Origin of the sequence: Kribbella sp. NBC_01510, assembly GCF_045040325.1 — a bacterium.
In the GTDB taxonomy this organism is placed as follows: domain Bacteria; phylum Actinomycetota; class Actinomycetes; order Propionibacteriales; family Kribbellaceae; genus Kribbella.
In genome coordinates, this window is sequence record NZ_CP109418.1 from 2858682 (window position 1) to 2875222 (window position 16541).

The window sequence follows — 16541 nt, forward strand, 5'->3', positions numbered from 1 at the left end:
AAGCGGTCCGGTGAAATTTAGTTAAAGACGCTTCGAAAGGAACCGTAACCGTTCCCGGCGGGTTGGTCGCCGCCTCGTCGTGGCGGGTTCCCGCTGCTGACGGAAACCCGACAACCCTTTGTCCACAGGGATTCCGGTGGGATGCGCGAAGTGGGTCCGGCAACGGCATCTTCTAAGGCATGGACACGAATTCACCTCCCACATCGGTGCTCTTGGCAACTACCAACGAGATCCTGCTCGACGACCTGCTCCGGCTGTCGGCGGCAGCCGCGATCACACCACTGGTCGAGCCCGACCTGATCGGCCTGCGCCGGAGCTGGCACTCCTGCTCGCTGGTCGTGGTCGGGCGAGACCTGGCCGAGCCACTGGCGCGCGCCCAGCCTGCGCCGCGGCCGGGTGTCGTCATGGTGGGCTCCGCGCTGGACGGTGACGAGCTCTACCGCTGTGCCTTCGACGTCGGCGCCGACGGGGTGTTCCGCCTGCCCGACGACGAATCCGCGCTCGCCGGCAAGCTTGCGGACGCGGTGGACGGAGCGGTCCGGACAGCTCTCACTCTCGCCTTCGTCGGCGGCTGTGGGGGAGCGGGTGCCACCACGCTCGCGTCGGCCGTCGCGGTCTTCGGCAACCGGCGCGGCCTCCGGACGATGCTCATCGACGGCGATCCCCTGGGCGGTGGCATCGAGCTCGCCCTCGGCATCGAACGTGATCCCGGCGACCGTTGGCCCAAGCTCCTCAACGCCTCAGGCCGTGTCAGCGCCGCCGCCCTACGCTCCGCGTTGCCCTCAGTCGACGGACTGGCCGTCCTGTCCTGGGATCAGTCCGACGTGACCGCCCTGCCACCCGACACGATGAGCTCGGTGATCGGCGCCGCCCAACGCAGCAGCGATCTGGTCGTGGTCGACCTTCCCCGCCGTGCGGATCCCGCCGTCGAGGAGGGCTTCATCCGTGCGGCGGCAACCCTCCTCGTCGTGCCCTGCGACGTCCGCTCCGTCGCTGCAGCCAAGCGCTTGGTCGGCCCTCTCCGCGCCGTAGCCGGCGACCTCCGAGTGGTGGCCCGGGAATCCCGCCGCCCCCACGGCCTCTCGGCCACCGATGTTGCCACCCACCTCTCCTTGCCCTTAGCAACAAAAGTGACGCCCGAACGCGACCTCCCGGTCTCGATGGACCAAGGCCGCTTCGACCCCCACCCCCGAGGCCCCCTGTCCCGAGCCGCCACCCAGATCCTCGACCTCTTCCCCACCCCCGAATCAACCGCAGCCTGAGCCCCCGCTTGCCGGAGCCACTCGGATCGGAAACCGCATGAACGCACACCCAACCCCCAACACGCTCCACGGCAGATCCATCTCGGCTCTCGACGGCGCCTCCGTCTCGCCCGAGCTCCTCGACCGTGTCCGCGGCACGCTCGCCCTGACCGGCGCCAAACCAACTCCCGCCCACGTAGCAGCCGCCCTCCGCGCCGACGGCACCATCTGCGGCGACGCAATGGTCCTCGCAGTAGTCACCGCCCTCCGCCGCGAGGCCCTCGGCGCCGGCCCCCTCGACACCTTGCTCGCCGAGCCAGGCATCACCGACATCCTCGTCAACGGCCCCGATGAGGTCTACATAGACCGCGGCCACGGCCTGGAACGCGTCTTCGTCCGCACTGGCGACGAACCTGCCATCCGCCGGCTGGCCACCCGCCTGGCCGCCGCCGCAGGCCGCCGGCTGGACGACGCCACGCCATACGTCGACGTCCGACTCTCCGACGGCACCCGCTTCCACGCCGTACTGGCACCGGTAGCCGCCCCCGGCACCTGCCTGTCGCTCCGCGTCCCCTCCCGCCACGTCTTCACCCTCGACGACCTCGTCACCGCCGGCGCCCTCCCACCAGCCGGTACGCCGATACTCCGCGACCTGCTCAATTCCCGCCTGGCGTTCCTTATCAGCGGCGGCACCGGCACCGGCAAGACAACCCTGCTCAACTCCCTCCTCTCCTTGGCAGACCCATCAGAGCGCCTCATCCTCGTCGAGGACGCAAGCGAACTCCGCCCAGACCACCCCCACGTCGTGCGCCTGGAGGCACGCCCTCCCAATATCGAAGGCACCGGCGAGATCTCCCTCCGCGACCTGGTCCGCCAAGCACTCCGCATGCGCCCAGACCGCCTCGTAGTAGGCGAGGTCCGCGGCCCCGAAGTAGTCGACCTATTGACCGCCCTCAACACCGGCCATGAAGGCGGCTGCGGCACAATCCACGCCAACTCCGCGTCCGACGTACCAGCCCGCCTGGAAGCCCTGGGCGCCCTGGCCGGCCTGACCCGCGAAGCCCTCCACAGCCAACTCGCCTCAGCCGTCCACGCCGTAATCCACCTGGCCCGAACTCCCGACGGCACCCGCCGAATCACCGAAATCCAAACCCTCACCCGTCACCCGACCGGCACCGTCACCACCCATCCCGCCGTCCAATTCCACCCCAACGGCACCATCACCCTCCTCCCTCCAGCCCAGCTCTTCACCAGCCTTCAGCCCGGTCTGAGCGGTGCCGCATGAGCAGCGCCGTGGTTTCAGGGCTACTGGTGTTCCTCGCCAGCGCCCTGATCCTGCCGAAACCAGGCCGCGGCCTACACCGCCTCACCGACCCGCCGCCACGCCGTGACAAACCGGACGTACGCCGAAGCAAACCGGACGGCCGCCGACTGACGCGACTACCCTCGCCGAGCCGCCTTTGGCTGGTCGCGTCCATCGCCACGGCCACCCTCCTCACCCTCGGCGCACAGATCCTGGTCTCGACCATCGCGATCGCCGTGGTCGCTGCCCTGGTCGCCGTACAACGAGCCCAACACCGACGCCGTACAACAGCCGCAGCCCGCCGTACCCAGATCATCGAAGCCCTCGACGTACTAACAGCCGACCTGATCGCCGGCCGCCCACCCGTCGACGCCTTGGAGGGCGCCGCATCCATCAGCCCCGACTTCCACGTCCCGCACGCAGCAGCCAAACTCGGCGGCGATGTTCCCGGCGCCCTAGAACTCGCAGCCGAGTCACCCGGCGCCACCGGCCTCCGCGCATTGGCCGCAGCCTGGCGCGTAGCCGAAGAATCCGGAGCCGCCTTCGCCGCCCTGACCGAACGCCTCGCCGACTCCCTCCGCGCCGACGAAGCCATCCACCGCCAAACCGAAGCCAGCCTCGCAGGGGCCCGCTCCACCGCCCGCATCCTCGCCGCCCTCCCCGTGTTCGGCATAGCCCTCGGCTACTCCCTAGGCGCCAACCCCCTGACCTTCCTCACCGCCACCCCCACCGGCTGGCTCTGCCTAACCACCGGCCTAACCCTCACCGCCCTAGGCCTCCACTGGACAACCCGCCTCTCCGACACCCCCACGTAACAACTCGCCTGCCCGGCGCCCCGCGCGACAACCCGCCTCCCCACGGGACGACTCACCCGTCCGAGATCCGCTTACCCCCACCGTCCTCCGAGGTTCTTCATGCCCCCGACCCTCTCCGCAGCCACAGCTCTGGCGATCACCACCTACCTGCTGACCGCACCCCATCCCAACCTCCGCCGCCTGACCACGCCGCCGCGTTCCACCCGACCCCGAACACCCCGAGCCCATCGCCTGGCAGCAGTCACCACGGCCATCGGCGCACTCCTGCTCATCGGCCTCCCATGGGGCGCCATACCTGCGGCCCTCGCCTTCTACACAATCCCTCGCGCCCTCTCCCGCCTCGAACCAACCGCCATCAGACAACGCACAGCCCGGATCACCCGCGACCTCCCACTAGCCGTAGACCTCCTCACCGCCTGCCTCCGCGCAGGCCGCCCACCCCAACAAGCCCTCAGCCTCGTCGCAACCGCAGTCCCTGGCCCACTAGCCGACCTCTTCACCAAGGTCGCCCACCACCTCGCCCTAGGCGCAGACCCGGCCGACGCGTGGTCCCACCTACGTTCCGAACCAGCCTGTTCATCCGTCGCCCGAGCAATCGACCGCTCAATCCGCTCAGGCGCACCGCTCTCAAAGACCCTCGAACACCTAGCCGACGACACCCGCCAAACGCACCATCACGCAGCCGATCAACGAGCCCGCGCCGCAGAGTCCCGCTCCGCCCTCCCGCTAGGCCTCTGCTTCCTGCCGGCCTTCGTCCTTCTCTCCATCGTCCCCACCATCGCCGACGCCCTCGTCCCGTACCTGCTCAACCCCTGAAAGTGCGTCATCCACAGCCCCGAAACTCCTTCAAAAAAGGCCGTCCGGCAACGGCATGTTGTCAGTAAGCGATCCGGACAAGCCGCTTCGCACCCCCGGAGGTACCAGATGTCCAAGGCACTAGTAGCCGTCCGCAACCATCTCCACACCCCCGCCCGCACCCAGCGCGGCGCCGCCACCGCTGAGTACGCCGTCAGCGTCGTAGCCGCCTGCGGCTTCGGCGGCATCCTCGTCGCACTCCTCAAGTCCGACGTGATGCTCAACGCCCTCAAAGCGCTCATCAACTACGCCCTCAAACTGGCCGGCGTAGAAGGCGTCCAGCTCTAACCCGCCCACCCACCAGGCGGCCGGTCGAGTCCACCCCTCAACCCGACCGGCCGCCCCAAGGAGCCCCAGATGCCCTCCACCAGAGCCCCAGCCCCCGCCACCCCGAATCACCTTGTCCCCACAGCCCAACCCAACCCAACCGACCACAGCGATCCCACCAGGCAACCCAAACCGTCCGAGCGCGGTGCTGTCACCGCTGAGCTCGCGATCACACTCCCAGTCCTGCTTTCCCTTCTCCTCTTAGGCATCTGGTCGATCGGCCTGGTCATCCTCAACATCCAATGCATCGACGCCGCCCGAGACGTAGCCCGCGCAGTAGCCCGAGGCGAACCTCCCGACCAAGCCAAGGCCATCGGCCACCGCACCATCCCCACCGGCAGCATCACCATCTCGCGCGAAGGTCCCGACATCCACGTAACAGTCACAGCCACCCCAACCCACAACCCCCCACTCCTGTCAGCCCTAGCCCCCACCCACCTCACCGCGCACGCCACCCTCGAGTCCGAACCCAGCCAGGAAGAATCCCCATGACCCACAACGAGAAAGGAAGCGCCACCCTCCACTCCCTCTTCGCCGCCGTACTGCTCCTAACAGCCCTAGCCGCCGCCATCCTCTGGTCCACAATCTCCACAGCCCGCCACAAGCTGGCGACCGCAGCAGACCTAACAGCCTTGAGCGCCGCCCAGTCCCTAGCCAATCCAGCCGCCGCTGACGCGAGTACGACGGCCTCAGGCGCAACCACCTTCGACATCACCGGAGCGCGCACGGCGTCAGACCTCCCCGGCCCAGACCTGACCACCTCCAGCTCCTCCGCGCTGGACCGCACGATTCCCTGCGCCATCGCGGCTCGAATAGCAGCGCTCCACAAGGTCGATCTGGTCGCCTGCCACCTCACGCCGACCTCAGTAACCATCCAGGTAGCCCTCGACCTGCGCCTGCCCTTCACCCACCCGACACTGACCACCACTGCGCGAGCCGGCCCCCTCTGACCTGCCGCCATCGGCGCAGGACGCCCGATCTTTGACGCAACCAATCAGTTGCTATAAAGTAGCAACCAATCAGTTGCTAAATAGTCGGAGGTTGTGATGGCTGGCGGGGTTGGGGTGCGGTTCAGCACTCGGGAACAGCTGGTTTTGCTGGTCCTGCTGGGTGCCGGGTTCATGTTGTCGATCGACTTCTCGATCCTGAATGTGGCGCTGCCCGAGGCTGGGGCGGGCGTCGGACTGGGGCCTGAGGGGTTGCCGTGGATCTCGTCGGCGTTCGCGTTGCCGGCGGCCGGCTTCACGCTCCTGTTCGGCCGGCTGGGCGATCTGTACGGTCGGCGCAGGTTCTTCCTGGCCGGCATGGTTCTCCTGGCTGGAGCGTCGTTGCTCGGCGGTTTCGCGGGCAGTGCCGAGGTGCTTCTGACCGCGCGGGCGTTGCAGGGGCTCGCTACCGCGATGGCGCTGCCCGCCGCACTGTCGTTGCTCACGACGACTTTTGCCGAGGGTGCGCGGCGTGAGCGGGTCCTCGGGCTGAGAGGTGCCCTGGGGTCGGCCGGGTTCGCCGTAGGTGCGTTGGTGGGCGGAACCCTTGTCAGCCTGTTTGGCTGGCGGGCGGCGTTCTTCATCAACGTTCCGGCCGCGGTGGCTGTGCTGGTGCTCGGCCCGTTCGTGGTCAAGGAGAGCTCGGTGGCAGTTCGGGCGAAGCTGGATGTGGCTGGAGCAGTGACCGTAACCGGCGGGCTGATGGCCGTGGTCTATGCGGTGATCGAGGGGAGCGTTCGATCTGCGGGTGTCGGCGTACTGCTGCTGGCTGCGTTCGCCGTGATCGAGCTGCGAACGTCGGCGCCGCTCGTGCCACTGCGCATCCTCAAGCGGCCATCGGTGACGTGGGGCAACGTGGCCGGGTTGGTGACGTGTTCCATGGTGACCGGGATGATCTTCCTGACGACGCTGTACCTGCAGCAGACGCTGAAGCTCTCACCGTTGACGACCGGCATCGTGTTCGGGGTGCCAGGCGTGGCGTCTGTGGCCGCCGGAGTCCTGGCAGGGCGAATCATCGGACGCTTCGGGGGGCGGCGGGTCGTGGCCGTGAGCATGTCCATCCAGGGGATCGCGACGCTGCCGCTGGCGTTCCTGGGAGCTCATCGGATCGCGCTGGTGATCCTTGTCCCCGCGCTGTTCATCGGCTTCTTCGGTCACGTCGCCGCGATGGTCGCCTACTCGGTGATCGGCACGTCTGGGGTCGCGGACAGCGAGCAGGGTCTGGCGACCGGCCTGACCTCAATGACTCAAGAGGTGGCCTGCACCGTCGGCACACCAGTCCTCGCCGCGATCGCCGCCACCCAGGCTACCCAACTGACCGGAATGCACCTCGCTCTCTCCGTAGCCGCAACCCTGATCCTCGCCACCGCCCTGCTCGTCTACCTCAACCTCCGCCCCCGCCTGCCGCACCCCGTCCCCACCCACCACTCCACCCAACCCACCCCGGCCATCCCATAACCCTCCGTCCGCACTCCTCTGCTGGTGGGCTCCTGCATCTGCGCCCGCGCCCCTCCCGTCGGTGGGCCCTGCATTCGCGCCTGCGGCCATACGTCGGCTTGCAGGGTTGATGGCGTTGCGGGTCCGTCCGGGTTGGCTGCGCTTTGGTGCTTGGGAGACTGCGTGGTCGGAGGTTGTGGGGATGTGGTGGGTTGGGGTGGTTCTGGTGGGGTCGCGATCTGGTCGCAATCTGGTAGAGATGCCGCGTTGATGTGGACGGGGCGTGGGACCGGGCTTCATGATCTGGAACCGAGTCCCTGCTCATTCCTCCCGGACGTACTTCCCCGGCGCCCGGACGGTTACCTCGGAGGTCCGTTTGCCCGACCGGATCCGGCTGCTGCTGGTCGATGACCAGATCCTCAGCCGCGGCTTGCTGCGCAGCGGTTTGGAGCGCGAGCGCGATCTGGAGATCGTTGCCGAGCTCAACCGAAGCGACGACGTGGTGAGTGCCGCGAAACGGCATCGTGCGAACGTCGCGCTACTCGACGCCGCCGGCCCGGGGAACGACAGCATCACCGTGACCACCAGGTTACGTACTTCGATGCCGGAATGCCGGGTCGTCATGCTGACGACGTACGGGCGCCCGGTGCACCTGCGACGTGGTCTCGATGCCGGCGCGAAGGGTTTCGCACTGAAGGGAAGTCCGGCTCCGCAGTTGGCAGATGCGGTACGACGGGTGCACCTCGGCCTGCGCGTGGTCGACGCAAACCTCGCGGCCGAGACACTCAGGTACTCCGAGACCCCGCTCAACGAAGACGAGACCGACACGCTCCGGGCAGCCCGCGATGGTGGTTCGGTCGCCTTGATGGCACGAAAGCTCGACGTCTCCGAGCGTGTAGTGCGTACCCGACTCTGGTCGGCAATCGGAAAGACCGGCGCCCGCACCCGCTCCGACGCCATCCAAATAGCCGAACACAACGGCTGGCTCCTCGACTGACCCACCCGCCCACGGTCGATCCGAGCGGTTGGCGGGGTGTGGCTACACGCAGAAGGGGTGGTCGGCGTAGACGACGTTCTGGATTGCGATGGTCACGGCTTCACGACCTGTGTTAGTCGAGTTGGTCTAGGAGCCAGCGGGTGCCTACTGGGGTGGCGCCGGTGGGTTCTATGCGCTGGCGGAGGCCTCGGTCGGCGGTTACTACGGTGACTTCCGGGGTGTTGGGTTGGGCGGTGGACTCGGCGGTGATGGCCGCGATGGTGTCGTCGCCGGAGCCGGGGGCGAGGACGACACTCAGTTCGCCGGTGTCGGGGGCGTCGGGGCCGGAGACGGCGGCTCGGGCGGCGCCTTCGAGGATCACGATGATGTCGGTGTCGTCGAGGTGTTGCTGGAGTACGGCGAGTTTCGTCAGGAGGCGACGGGCTGCGCCAGGGCGGTCGCGCCACCAGCCGTCGGGGCGGGAGCCGATCACGTTCGCGGCGTCGACGACGATCACCTGACGGTGTCCGGTTGTCATCAGCTCAGTCTGCCCCTCCGCCGTCTCCAACGGTCACAGGCGAAGGTCGGACCTTGGGCAGGCTCGGGTGGAGGCACGGCCTCGGACACGTCAGGCGGAGGCCAGGTCTTGGGCGCTCCCGAGAAGGTGCGGCCTCGGTCGGCGTAGGTGGAGCTGTGCTCGAGGTGCCAAGCCGCAGGCGGAGGCGGGCAGCCGCAGATGGGGCGGGAGACCGCGGGGTCGCGAGGTGTAGGCGGGGGAGGCCGGCGGCGCAGGTGGGTGAGGTTAGGCGCAGGTGGAGAGGAATTGGCCGGTGTGGGTTACGAGGAGGTGGGGGCCCGGGCTGGCTGGGATGGATTGCCGGGGGGTGTGGATGGGGTGGCGGGTGCCGTTGGGTGAGATCACGAGGGTGTTGGGGGCGTCCAGGGCGACCAGTTCGTTGTCGGTGCGGACTAGGACTGGGGCGGTGTAGGACCAGGAGAGGGCTGTGCGACCAGCGGCGAGGCCTGCTAGGACCGCGAGTGGCAGCTCGTCGGGGCCTTCGGCTGCGGCGTCTACGGCTATCCAGGTGGTCGGGGTGCCGGGTGAGGTGAGTGAGGTTGGGTTGTGCCAGTCGCTACCGCCGATTGGCGTTGTGCTCTCCAGGCCCCATGCCTGCCACCAGGCGATGGGACCGCCCCAGGTGTGGTCCAGCCAGGACGAGTGCCAGATTTCGGCGAGTGGTGGGTGTTCCGGGAGTGGGTGGCGCCAAGAGCAGTCGCCGCCCAGTGGGTGGTTGATCGAGAGCAGGCCGCCACGGCGCGCGACCTCGGAGACCCAGGTGGCGGCGGGCTGACGGAAGTCGATGACGCCGATGTCGCCGAAGGCGTTCGCGTGGCCGGTGTCGGTTGTCACCTCTTGGCCGGGGATCAGGCCGATTCCGAAGCGTTTGCTGAGCGACGGCAGTTCGAGGTGATGCGCGACGGTGTTGTGATCGGTGACCGCCAGCACGTCCAGGCCGGCGGTGACGCCGAGGGCGGCGAGGTTCGCGATCGGGGTCGAGCCGTCAGAGTGGAGAGAGTGTGCGTGGAAGTCGCCCGCGACCCACTTCAGCCCTGGCGCTGCGGGCAGCGACCGTCGTGGCGGTCTTGCGGGTACGGCGATCGCCGCGTCGGCGTCGGCGTACTCCGCGAGGCCCGGCACGGTGTCGACGGGGCCGGTCACGGCTTCGACGATGAGTTCGACGCCTTCGACTGGGATGCGATGGAGGCCGAGGACGACCCACCAGGTGCCGGGCTCGAGTTCCCCGGGGACGTAGCCGGGCGTCGCCGCGGACGGTGTGATGGCGAACGTCTGGCGCGCGCCGCCGGACCAACCACGCCAACCGGCCGCACCTTCGCACCCGATGTCGATGACCGCGCCTTCGATCGGCGGGACGGTGAGCGTGACGAGTAGGCCCGGGCAACCGGCCGGGATGTCGACGGGCAACGAGTGGTAGACCGACTCGGCGCGGTCGTCGAGGGTCCAGACGCGGCGGTACGACGTGACAGCCATCAGTCGACCGTAACCGTCGGGAGGTTGTCGGTCATGAGGGCACGGGGGCTGGTTGGCGGGCTAGGAGGTCGCCGGACTCCTTGTCGTACAGGAGGACTCGGGAGGCCGGGGCGGTGAGGACGACGGTTGCGCCGGGGGACGGCTCATCTTCTTCCGGGACGGTCACGCCGACCAGGGTGCCGTCGCAGTCGACGCTGACCAGGGACTGGGTGCCCAGGTTCTCGGCCACGACGACTGTGCCACGCAGGACCGGGCCGGTGACGTCGCCCGTCGCGATGGTGAGGTACTCGGGGCGGATGCCCACGGTCACCTCCGCGCCGGCGGGGGCCGAGAAGGTTGTCGCGGGCAACGAGCCGCCGGCGACCGTGACCGAGCCCTCGGCGGCGGACGAGCCGTTGGTGCCCGAGGAACCCGCGGCGACCTTGCCGGGGAGAAGGTTCATCGGGGTGGAGCCGATGAAGTTGGCGACGAAGGTGTTGGCCGGACGGGCGAAGACCTCGCGCGGCGAACCGAGTTGCCGCAGCTTGCCGGACTCCATCACCGCGATCCGGTCGGCCAGCGCGAGCGCCTCGGCCTGGTCGTGGGTGACGAAGACGGTGGTGATGCCCAGATCGCGCTGCAGCTTCTTGAGGAAGGTGCGCGCCTCCAGCCGCAGCCGAGCGTCGAGGTTCGACAGCGGCTCATCCAAGAGCAGCACCTTGCCTTGGGAGGCGATGGCGCGGGCCAGTGCGACCCGCTGCTGCTGTCCGCCCGACAACTGGCCTGGCTTGCGCTCCAGCAGTCCTTGCAGCGACAGCGCACCAGCGGTCCGCTCCGCTGTCGCCGTACGAGTAGCCAGGGCGACACGTCGTACCTTCAGGGGGTAGGTGATGTTCTCCGCCACATTCATGTGCGGGAAGAGCGCGTAGTCCTGGAAGACCATCGCCACGCCGCGCTTGCCTGGCTCGGTCCGAGTCACGTCGGCCGAGTTGATCCGGACCGTGCCCTCGGTCGCGGCCTCCAGTCCGGCGATCGTCCGCAGCAGCGTGGTCTTGCCGCAGCCGGACGGGCCGAGCAGCGCGAAGAACTCGCCGTGGGCCACGTGCAGGTCCAGCCCGTCGACGGCGCGCACGCCGTTCGGGTAGACGGTCGCCAGGCCTTCGATGTCGATGCCCGCCATCAGCTCTTGATCCCTCCATGGAAGCGGAACCCATACCGCGAGTTCACCAGCAGGTACAGCACGACGACCGGGATCGAGAACAGCAGCGAGAAGACCGGCAGCACCTGCAGGTTCACGCTGCCGCCTTCGTCGGTGAGGGTCTGCATCAGCACCGCACCGGGCTGCTTGTCGATCGACCGGATGAGCAGGAAGGGCACCAGGAAGTTGCCCCAGGAGTTCACGAACGCCCAGACCATGATGGTGGCCAGGCCGGGCCGCGCCACCGGCAGTACGACGTCCCGCAGGATCTGTCCCGTGGACGCGCCGAACACGCGGGCCGACTCCTCGTAGGACTTCGGCACCGCGTCGACGAAGTCCTTCAGGATGAAGATTGCCGCCGGCAACAGCCCGCCGGTCATCACCAGCGCGACGCCGAACCGGGAGTCGATCAGCCCGAGCTGGAACATCATCACGAAGATCGGCACCATCGCGGCGGTCCCGGTGACGACCGAGGACAGCAGCAACAGCCCGTACAGCAACGCGTCCCGGCCGGGGAGACGGACGCGCGACAACGCATAGCTGGCCAGCGCGGCGAAGGCGGTCACCGCCACCGCCGTCGTCACGCAGATCAGCAGCGAGTTGACCATCGAGTGCATCGCGTACGGATGGTCGAGCGTCTTGCGGACGTTCTCCAGCGTCCAGTCCGGCCAGCGCACCCCGAGACCGGGGTTCTTGTCGAACGGCGCCGACGCGATCCACAGCATGGGTACGGCGAAGAACAGCGTGATCGCGCAGATCAGCACGTAGAAGCCGATCCGCCGTACGACGAACGCCGGCGTGAGCGCCGCGGCACGCGTACTCACGAGCGCCTCCTCAACAGTCGGAGGTAGATGAGCGAGACCAGCAGGTTCGCGATCAGCAGCAGGAACGAGATGGCCGAGGAGTACCCGAGCTCGCCGCCCTGCAGGGCCACGTTGTAGATGTAGACCGGCACCGTCTCGGACTCGTGGTTCGGCCCGCCCTTGGTGAGCAGGAACGGCGAGAAGTCGTTCGCCGTCCACAGCGAGATCAGCAGCGTGTTCGTCAGCACGTGCCCGCGGATGTGCGGGAACACCACGTCCCGCAGCGTCTGCCAGCCGGATGCACCGACCATCCGCGCCGACTCCAGTTGCGACGGCGGGACCGCCTGCAGCGCGGAGGAGTAGAGCATCATCGAGAACGCCGTGCCGCGCCAGGTGTTGAAGAACACCAGGCACGCCATCGGGTAGTCGATCAGCCATGCGGTCCCCGGCGTACCGAGGACGCTGTTGAGCGTGCCGCCGTCGCGGTCGAAGAACGCGACCCACAGGTACGCGACCACCGTCGACGGCAGGATCCAGGCCAGCAGCACGAAGGCCTCGACAGTACGGCGAACGGCCGGCCGGGTACGTCGCATCACCCAGGCCAGCGTGAAGCCGAGGATGTTCTGGCCGATGATCGCGGAGCCGAGGACGAACAACATCGTCAGCCACAAGGCGTTGTGGAAGAGCGCGTCGTTGAGCGCCTTGGTGTAGTTGGACAGCCCGACCATCGACGGCGACACGGCCTCGACACCGGTCAGCCGGTAGTTGGTGAGCCCGATGTAGATGGTCCAGACCGCCGGGAAGACCAGGAACGCGCCGACCAGCAGCAGGGCCGGAGCGACGAAGCCGAAGGCCCGGCCGACGCCGAGCCCCGCCACATCACGAGCGGGGCCCCGGCGGGCTGCCGGACCGCGTTCCCGGACCGGATCGCCCGGCACGGGTGCGGAAGCGGAAGTCATCAGTTGCTGGTGACCTTGTCCTTGCTGCCGGCCGCGGTCTCGACGGCCTTCTGGTACGCCGTCGCCGCCGCGTCGGTCGTCTTGCCACCGACCACGTCAGCGGTCGACTGCTGCAGCGCGGCCGAGATCTTCGGGTACTCCGCCAGTCCGGGCCGGAACTGCGTGATCGGCAGGACCTTGGTGGCGACGAAGTTCAGCATCGGGTCGCCGGCGAGCACCTCGCTGTTGACGTCGTTGCGCTGGGTGATCTTGGCGGCGCCGTCCAGCGATGCCTTCACCATGTCCGCGGAGTTCATGAACTGCAGGAGCTCCCAGGCCTGCTGCGGGAACTTGGTGTTCGGGTTGATCACGGTCGCGCCGCCGCCGGACATCGAGACGAAGTCCTGGCCCTTGACGCCGCCGCCCGGCTTGCTGGCCGGGATCAGCGCGTAGCCGACAGCAGTGTCGCGGTCGGCCATCTTGGCGACGCCCGCCTTCGGCTCCACGACGCTGCGCCAGAAGTAGTCGCTCTCCAGCAGGATGCCGACCTTGTTCGCGGCGAACTCGGCGAACGACTTGTCCCGGCCCTTGGCCTCGCGCTGGAGCACGGGGTCACCGAGACCGGTGCTGTAGATCTGGTGGTAGAAGTCCAGCACCTGGCGCAGCTGCGGGGTGTCGCCCAGCCACTTGCCGTCGGTGTTCACGGTGGCGCCGGTGCCGACCAGGAGCGGCAGAACGCCCTGCATCGTGGTCGCCTCGCCCATCGCCGTCCCGGCGTTGATCTGGATCGGGGTGACGCCGGTCAGCTTTTTCAGTGCCTGGCCGGCGGTGATGATGTCGTCCCACGACTTCGGCTGCCAGTCGGCGGGGAGGCCGGCCTGCTGGAACAGCTTCTTGTTGAAGAACAGCACCCGGCCGTCGGTGCCACCGGGAACGCCGTACCGCTTGCCCTCGAAGCTGCCGAGCTGCTGCACCGCCTCCGGGATCTGCTTCCAGCCGTCCCAGTCGTCGACCTTGGCCGTGTCGCCGACGGTGTCGGTGAGCGGCTTGATGTACCCGGCCTGAGCGAACTCGCCGACCCAGATTCCGTCGATCTGGAACAGGTCCGGACCGGACTTGTTCGACAGGTCGAGCGACAGCTTCTGCTTGTAGACCTCGTCGTCGGAGCCGTCACCCTGGAACTTGACCGTGACGTCGACGCCCTTGCCCTTCTGATCGGCGACGAACTTCGGGATCAGCACGTCCTCGAGGAAGGTGGCGCCGGCGCTGCTCTTGCCGCCCTTGACCGAGTTCGAGCCGATCGTCAGCTCGACCTTCTTGGCCTCGGAGTTCCGGTTCGCGTCCTGATCGCCGCTGCCGGCGTCGGACGAGCCGAGGCAGCCGGTGAGCAGGGCAAGGGTCGCGGCGCCGAGGACGCCTGCGGTGGTCAACCGCGTGAGTGATCGCATCTGGGGGGCTCCTAGCGAAAGTGGTCCAGCAAGAGTGCCGGTCAAAGATTGGCACTCCTTGGCGATTATGTGAAGACTTTTTCCCAACCCTGGGACGAACGTTTGCCAGGGGCTGTAGGCAACCAAGCGCGAACTGTCAACCTGGAAGTCCGCGGCACGCGTTGCGGAAGAGTTAAAGGATGCTCAAGGTTGTGTGGCAACAGGTAGTTGAGTAGATACAGAACGTGAGCAGCGGCGGTACGGTCTTGCCGATCGGTTCAGTGGATCGGAGGTGAACGACATGGGGCTGCTTCACGGAGTTGCCTGCCTTCTCGACGACGTGCTCAGGCATTGCCACCACTGGTGCTGGTGGTGACCCCCCTGGCCGGCTGGTGACGGCCGCGACCGGGCTGGTGGGCCGGTGACGATCCCGCCGGGCTCCCGCTGACGCGCAAGCAGCGGGGATCCCGGAATCACCCCGAGCACCGCTCCACCCCCGAACGAGATCACCAGGACAACTGAACGCAGCGTCGATCGCGAAGGAGTGAGAAACAGCCGGCCCCGACATCGTCGGGGCCGGCTGTCCTCCGTCTGGCTGAGGATCCACTGCGGATCAGCGTTGCGCCAGCTGCATCATCTGCTTCGGCAGCACCGTCATCTGTGCCGGAATCGGGAGCTGTGGACGAACCAGTTGGAGCAGGCTGGCAGCCGCGTTCGCGATCGGCAGCGGCAGGGCCAGACCCAGCGAGGCCAGTAGTGCGTTCACGAGTGCCAGGACCGCGCCCAGGATGTCCAGACCCGGCAGCGGCAGTGCGCTCCAGCCCTGGATCGGTGTGCCGGCCGTGGACATGGTGCCGGTCGGTTGTGCCTGCTTGGCCTTCCCTTTGCCAAGCAGAGACGTCAGGGCGAGACCACTGGCCGCGTTCACGAACGTGCCGGCGTCCTCGTCGTAGGTCCACTTCTGGCCGTCGCCGCTACGGCAGGGCAGGACCAGCAGTGGAGCGGAGGCCGGAACCTTTGCCAGGTCTGCACCGCTGTCCAGGCAGGCCCCGGTCTTGGCAAGGGCGCCACCGACGCTCTTGCTCATGGCGACCTGCAGCCGGCCTGACTCGGTGTAGATCCACTCCTGGGTCTTGCCCTCCTTGCCCGGGGCACACGCCATCATGACCGCCATCGGGACCTTGGCAGCCGCGACGAAGGTGAGGCAGTACCGCGTGTCGGCGCGGGTGGCGATCTGTTGCGCCAAGCCCACCTCGACGCCCGGAGCGGTCGAGCCGCCGGAGACCGGGTTCGCGGCCTGCGCCGGTACGGCGGTGGCCAGGGCCACGCTGACCGCGAGCACCGCCACGCCGGTGCGGCTCAATACCTTTTGGATGATCAAGACAACCTCCAGAGGTCGTGCCATCTCAGCTCGCGTCAGGTCGTCGGGACCCCGCGGCGTGAGCCGGTCCGGGTTCCGGGAACCGCGACGGACACCCCTTGCGCGTAGGGCGAACTGCGGGTCGATCCTCCGTGAGGAGGTGGTGTGGCCCGGAAGGCCGATAGTGACTCAACGCGACGTTGACGCCACAACCAGTAAGGCACAGCTGGGTCGGCGGTGGTTATGGCGCGACCACGGAACTTGATGCCAATGGCAACTAACTGCCAGGGCAAGGTCGTTGCGCAAGGCATCGAAACCCTGCTGCAGGTCCGCCGTGTGGAGGCTGTGCGGTGATCGAGATATTACGGCAATCCGGCGATGAAGGGGATCGCCGCCGCGTTAGTTGATGCCTTCGGCAACAGAGTTTCTCAGTGCGGCTGTTTGGTGTCGCCCGGGTCCGGAGCGAGCTCCTGCTCGGTCGCGAGACGTTCGTCGGCCGGCGCCTCTCGGGCGGTCTCGAGAGCTGCCGGCTGGTCGGCGCCGGCGTCACCTTCCGTGATCTCGCCGCCGACGGTGTCGCTCGGTGTAGTGGCAGCCTGGGCGCGGAGTTCGCGCATCTCCTTGCGGCGGCGGTAGCCGCGACCGAGTCCCTTCTTCGTCAGCCACAGGCCGGCCATCAGCGCCAGCCCGGCCGCCACGCCGAGGAAGAACACAGTCGGTACGGCGACGCCGAAGTCGACGCCGAACACTTCCAGCGTGGTGGAGGCGGTGGACGACACCGAGACTCCGAGCCCGAGTAACACGGCAAGCGTGATCAGAACTATCCCGAGAACAACCATGGCAAGC

At 67.9% G+C, this 16541-nt stretch carries 17 protein-coding genes; 9 read left to right on the top strand and 8 right to left on the bottom strand.

Annotated elements, in window-relative coordinates; all coding sequences use genetic code 11:
- Positions 1-179 precede the first annotated feature (179 nt).
- From ssd to OG558_RS14305, 9 genes are all read left to right on the top strand, one after another.
- The gene (gene ssd / locus OG558_RS14265) at positions 180-1262 is read left to right on the top strand and encodes a septum site-determining protein Ssd (protein ID WP_405070677.1); all 1083 of its coding nucleotides are present in this window, start codon (positions 180-182) and stop codon (positions 1260-1262) included.
- Between the two features lie 37 nt (positions 1263-1299).
- Entirely contained in the window at positions 1300-2526 is a 1227-nt protein-coding gene (locus OG558_RS14270) for a TadA family conjugal transfer-associated ATPase (RefSeq protein WP_405070678.1), read from the top strand.
- Positions 2523-3359, top strand: coding sequence for a type II secretion system F family protein (locus OG558_RS14275; RefSeq protein WP_405070679.1), 837 nt, complete (start codon positions 2523-2525; stop codon positions 3357-3359). Before OG558_RS14270 ends, OG558_RS14275 begins: the two co-directional genes overlap by 4 nt.
- Before the next feature lie 99 nt (positions 3360-3458).
- Positions 3459-4175 (top strand): type II secretion system F family protein, encoded by a 717-nt coding sequence (locus OG558_RS14280; protein ID WP_405070680.1) that lies wholly within the window; start codon positions 3459-3461, stop codon positions 4173-4175.
- A 108-nt stretch (positions 4176-4283) separates the two neighbouring features.
- Complete coding sequence (locus tag OG558_RS14285; protein WP_405070681.1) at positions 4284-4502, top strand: DUF4244 domain-containing protein; 219 nt, start codon at positions 4284-4286, stop codon at positions 4500-4502.
- A 69-nt stretch (positions 4503-4571) separates the two neighbouring features.
- Positions 4572-5033, top strand: a complete 462-nt coding sequence (locus OG558_RS14290) for a TadE family type IV pilus minor pilin (RefSeq protein ID WP_405070682.1) — start codon at positions 4572-4574, stop codon at positions 5031-5033.
- Complete coding sequence (locus tag OG558_RS14295; protein WP_405070683.1) at positions 5030-5491, top strand: pilus assembly protein TadG-related protein; 462 nt, start codon at positions 5030-5032, stop codon at positions 5489-5491. Before OG558_RS14290 ends, OG558_RS14295 begins: the two co-directional genes overlap by 4 nt.
- 96 nt (positions 5492-5587) lie before the next feature.
- Entirely contained in the window at positions 5588-6985 is a 1398-nt protein-coding gene (locus OG558_RS14300) for an MFS transporter (protein WP_405070684.1), read from the top strand.
- A gap of 355 nt (positions 6986-7340) precedes the next feature.
- A complete protein-coding gene (locus tag OG558_RS14305) occupies positions 7341-7961 on the top strand; it encodes a response regulator transcription factor (RefSeq protein ID WP_329484830.1) in 621 nt (206 codons plus the stop codon).
- A gap of 112 nt (positions 7962-8073) precedes the next feature.
- Here OG558_RS14305 and OG558_RS14310 read toward each other — a convergent pair whose 3' ends face one another.
- From OG558_RS14310 to OG558_RS14345, 8 genes are all read right to left on the bottom strand, one after another.
- On the bottom strand, positions 8074-8478 hold the full coding sequence (locus OG558_RS14310) for a hypothetical protein (protein WP_405070685.1): 405 nt from the start codon (positions 8476-8478) through the stop codon (positions 8074-8076).
- A 264-nt stretch (positions 8479-8742) separates the two neighbouring features.
- Positions 8743-9990 carry a CehA/McbA family metallohydrolase gene (locus OG558_RS14315; protein ID WP_405070686.1) on the bottom strand — a complete coding sequence of 416 codons (1248 nt, stop codon included), beginning with the start codon at positions 9988-9990 and terminating at the stop codon, positions 8743-8745.
- A 31-nt stretch (positions 9991-10021) separates the two neighbouring features.
- A complete protein-coding gene (locus OG558_RS14320; RefSeq protein WP_405070687.1) occupies positions 10022-11149 on the bottom strand; it encodes an ABC transporter ATP-binding protein in 1128 nt (375 codons plus the stop codon).
- Positions 11149-11991, bottom strand: coding sequence for a carbohydrate ABC transporter permease (locus OG558_RS14325; RefSeq protein WP_329483718.1), 843 nt, complete (start codon positions 11989-11991; stop codon positions 11149-11151). Before OG558_RS14325 ends, OG558_RS14320 begins: the two co-directional genes overlap by 1 nt.
- Positions 11988-12929 carry a sugar ABC transporter permease gene (locus OG558_RS14330; RefSeq protein ID WP_329483719.1) on the bottom strand — a complete coding sequence of 314 codons (942 nt, stop codon included), beginning with the start codon at positions 12927-12929 and terminating at the stop codon, positions 11988-11990. Before OG558_RS14330 ends, OG558_RS14325 begins: the two co-directional genes overlap by 4 nt.
- Positions 12929-14356: an extracellular solute-binding protein gene (locus OG558_RS14335; protein ID WP_405070688.1), complete on the bottom strand. Its 1428-nt coding sequence runs from the start codon at positions 14354-14356 to the stop codon at positions 12929-12931. The genes OG558_RS14330 and OG558_RS14335 overlap by 1 nt, the downstream gene beginning before the upstream one ends.
- Before the next feature lie 592 nt (positions 14357-14948).
- Positions 14949-15716 carry a hypothetical protein gene (locus tag OG558_RS14340; protein ID WP_405070689.1) on the bottom strand — a complete coding sequence of 256 codons (768 nt, stop codon included), beginning with the start codon at positions 15714-15716 and terminating at the stop codon, positions 14949-14951.
- A gap of 407 nt (positions 15717-16123) precedes the next feature.
- Positions 16124-16534, bottom strand: a complete 411-nt coding sequence (locus OG558_RS14345) for a hypothetical protein (RefSeq protein ID WP_405070691.1) — start codon at positions 16532-16534, stop codon at positions 16124-16126.
- Positions 16535-16541 lie beyond the last annotated feature (7 nt).

Excerpts from the sequence above, each read along its gene's own strand:
- ssd (WP_405070677.1), top strand. The coding sequence starts at position 180 with ATGGACACGAATTCACCTCCCACATCGGTGCTCTTGGCAACTACCAAC.
- OG558_RS14270 (WP_405070678.1), top strand. The coding sequence starts at position 1,300 with ATGAACGCACACCCAACCCCCAACACGCTCCACGGCAGATCCATCTCG.
- OG558_RS14275 (WP_405070679.1), top strand. The coding sequence starts at position 2,523 with ATGAGCAGCGCCGTGGTTTCAGGGCTACTGGTGTTCCTCGCCAGCGCC.
- OG558_RS14280 (WP_405070680.1), top strand. The coding sequence starts at position 3,459 with ATGCCCCCGACCCTCTCCGCAGCCACAGCTCTGGCGATCACCACCTAC.
- OG558_RS14285 (WP_405070681.1), top strand. The coding sequence starts at position 4,284 with ATGTCCAAGGCACTAGTAGCCGTCCGCAACCATCTCCACACCCCCGCC.
- OG558_RS14290 (WP_405070682.1), top strand. The coding sequence starts at position 4,572 with ATGCCCTCCACCAGAGCCCCAGCCCCCGCCACCCCGAATCACCTTGTC.
- OG558_RS14295 (WP_405070683.1), top strand. The coding sequence starts at position 5,030 with ATGACCCACAACGAGAAAGGAAGCGCCACCCTCCACTCCCTCTTCGCC.
- OG558_RS14300 (WP_405070684.1), top strand. The coding sequence starts at position 5,588 with ATGGCTGGCGGGGTTGGGGTGCGGTTCAGCACTCGGGAACAGCTGGTT.
- OG558_RS14310 (WP_405070685.1), bottom strand. The coding sequence starts at position 8,478 with ATGACAACCGGACACCGTCAGGTGATCGTCGTCGACGCCGCGAACGTG.
- OG558_RS14315 (WP_405070686.1), bottom strand. The coding sequence starts at position 9,990 with ATGGCTGTCACGTCGTACCGCCGCGTCTGGACCCTCGACGACCGCGCC.
- OG558_RS14320 (WP_405070687.1), bottom strand. The coding sequence starts at position 11,149 with ATGGCGGGCATCGACATCGAAGGCCTGGCGACCGTCTACCCGAACGGC.
- OG558_RS14330 (WP_329483719.1), bottom strand. The coding sequence starts at position 12,929 with ATGACTTCCGCTTCCGCACCCGTGCCGGGCGATCCGGTCCGGGAACGC.
- OG558_RS14335 (WP_405070688.1), bottom strand. The coding sequence starts at position 14,356 with ATGCGATCACTCACGCGGTTGACCACCGCAGGCGTCCTCGGCGCCGCG.
- OG558_RS14345 (WP_405070691.1), bottom strand. The coding sequence starts at position 16,534 with ATGGTTGTTCTCGGGATAGTTCTGATCACGCTTGCCGTGTTACTCGGG.